This window comes from Mesorhizobium sp. AA23, from assembly GCF_001672435.1.
In the GTDB taxonomy this organism is placed as follows: Bacteria; Pseudomonadota; Alphaproteobacteria; order Rhizobiales; family Rhizobiaceae; genus Mesorhizobium.
Genome location: NZ_LYTP01000025.1, coordinates 1 through 2,924, shown reverse-complemented (window position 1 = coordinate 2,924; position 2,924 = coordinate 1). Strand labels below are relative to the sequence as shown.

Below are 2,924 nucleotides of genomic sequence, written 5' to 3'. Positions count from 1 at the left end.
CGCCGCAGGACGATGCCTATGCGCGCAATGCCTATGCAGCGCCGCAGGGCGAGGTCGAGACGGCGCTGGCCGCGATCTGGGCCGAGCTTCTGGGGCTCGATCGGGTCGGCCGCCACGACCACTTCTTTGAGCTCGGCGGCCATTCGCTGCTGGCGGTGCAGCTGATGGAGCGGCTGCGGCGGCAGTCGCTCGGGGTCGAGGTGCGCACCCTGTTGGCCCGGCCGGTGCTTTGCGATCTGGCCGCCAGCCTTGGCAGCCATAGCGAGGTGGCCGTGCCGGCCAACCTGATCGACGAGCACACTCTCGCGATCACGCCACCGATGCTGCCGCTGATCGAGCTGAGCCAGGAAGAGATCGACCAGGCGGTGGCGACTGTGCCGGGCGGGGTTGGCAACATCCAGGATATCTATGGCCTGTCGCCGCTGCAGGACGGCATCCTGTTCCATCACCTGTTGGCCGGGAAGGGCGATCCATATCTGCTGGTCTCGCAGATGGCCTTTGCCGACCGCGCCCTGTTGGAGCGCTATCTTGATGCGGTCCAGCAAGTGGTGGACCGTCACGACGTGCTGCGCACGGCCTTTGTCTGGGATGGACTGTCGAGCCCGGCCCAGGTGGTGTGGCGTCGTGCGCGACTGGAGGTTGCCGAGGTCGAGCTGGACGAGAATGGCGATCCCGGTCATGAGCAACTGAAGCGCCGGTACGATCCGCGCCAATACCGCCTCGAGCTTGGCCGGGCGCCCTTGTTGCGGTTTGTGATCGCGCGCGAGCCGGGTGGCGGGCGCTGGCTGCTTTTGGAGCTGCAACATCATCTGATTGGGGATCATACCGCCTCGGAAGTGATGCGCGGCGAGGTGCGGGCGGTTCTGGAGGGTCGCGCGCATGAGCTTGGTGCGCCGCAGCCGTTCCGCAATCTGGTGGCGCAGGCGCGTCTAGGAGCTTCGTCCGAAGAGCATGAAGCGTTCTTCCGGGAGATGCTGGGCGACATCGAGGAGCCGAGCCTGCCGTTCGGTTTAAGCGAGGTTCATGGCGACGGCAGCGGGGTCGGTGAGGCGCATCGGATGCTGCCGGCCGCGCTCAATGATCGGCTGCGGGCGCAGGCGCGGCGGCTGGGTGTGAGCCTGGCGAGCCTCTGTCACCTGGCCTGGGGCCAGGTGGTGGCGCTGAGCAGCGGGCGCGAGCAGGTTGTGTTCGGCACGGTGCTGTTTGGCCGCATGCAGGCCGGGGCCGGCGCCGACCGCGCGCTCGGCCTGTTCATGAACACCTTGCCGGTGCGGCTCGACCTCGACGGCACCGGGGTCGAGGCCAGCGTGCGGGCCACGCACGGGCGGCTTTCGCAGCTGCTGGCGCATGAGCATGCCTCGCTGGCGCTGGCGCAGCGCTGCAGCGGCGTTGCAGCACCGGCGCCGCTGTTCAGTGCGCTCATGAACTATCGCCACAACACGCCGGCCGCCAGCACGGACGATGTCTTGGCCGGCATCGAATGGCTGGGCGAGGAGGAGCGCACCAATTATCCGCTGAGCCTGTCGGTGGAGGATTTTGGCGATGCGCTCGGTCTCACCGCACAGGTGGTGGAGCCGATCTGTGGGGACCGGGTCTGCGGCTACATGGAGCGGGCGCTCGAAGAGCTGGCCCAGGCATTGGCGCAGGCGCCCGGCAAGCCGGTGCGAGAGCTCGACATCCTGCCGGCCGCCGAGCGCGCCCATCTTTTGGAGGAGCTGAACCGGACGGAAGCGGACTATCCGTCGCACAAGTGCATCCACGAGCTGTTCGAGGCGCAGGTGCGTCAGGGGCCCGACAGGGTGGCGCTGGTGCATGAGGCCGAAGCGCTGAGCTATGGCGAGCTCAATGCCCGCGCCAACCGGCTGGCGCATCATCTGATCGGGCTTGGGGTGAAGCCGGACCAGCCGGTGGCGATCTGCGTCGAGCGCAGCCCGGCGATGGTGGTGGGGGTGCTTGCGATCCTGAAGGCGGGCGGCGCCTATGTGCCGCTCGACCCGGCCTATCCGACCGCCCGGCTTGGCCAGGTGCTTGATGATGCCGCGCCGCGGCTCTTGCTTTGCGACGCCGCTGGACGCGCCGCCCTGGGCGCGGAGGCTCTTGGCCAGGTGGACGTGGTCGACCTCGACGCCGCAGCACCCGCCTGGGCCGGGCAGACCGCCCAGGATCCCGACCCGCATGCGCTGGGGCTCACCGCGCGCCATCTCGCCTACATCATCTACACCTCCGGCTCCACCGGAACGCCGAAAGGCGTCATGGTCGAGCATGCGAGTGTTCTCAATCTTCTACGCGCTCTTTTGGATGTATCGGCACTCACAGAGCAGGATTCAGTCCTCGCGTTCACGACGATCTCTTTCGACATTGCAGGGTTGGAACTCTACCTCCCACTGTCCGTGGGAGCTAACGTCGTGCTTGCTCACGGGAGCGATGCTGTTGGATTGCAGCAGTACCTGTCCCATCACAAGATAACCGTGATGCAGGCGACCCCGGCAGCGTGGCGTATGCTCCTCGCCGCCGGCTGGGAAGGTGCGCCCGATTTAAGTGGGTTGTGTGGCGGCGAAGCGTTGCCTTCAAATCTGGCCGCGGTTCTCGGCAGAAGGGTAAGATCTCTCACAAATCTCTATGGCCCGACGGAAACGACAATTTGGTCGACCACCTTTGTTACCGACACGAGTATTGAGGTGCCTCACCGGAATGTGCCGATCGGCCGCCCGATCGCGAACACGCGGCTCTATCTACTGGATGCTCATGGCACGCCGGTTCCGTTCGGGGCGGTGGGCGAGCTCTATATCGGCGGGGCGGGCGTGGCGCGCGGCTATCTCAACCGGCCCGAGCTGACGGCCGAGCGCTTCATTGCCAGCCCGTTTGTGGCTGGCGACCGTCTGTACCGCACCGGCGATCTGGCGCGCTATCTGCCGGACGGCAAT

Annotated in this window: 1 protein-coding gene; it reads left to right on the top strand. The window is 66.7% G+C overall.

The window, feature by feature from the left end; all coding sequences use genetic code 11:
- Positions 1-2,924: non-ribosomal peptide synthetase (locus A9K66_RS19920; RefSeq protein ID WP_156751107.1), on the top strand; the 2,924-nt coding region annotated here is incomplete at both ends.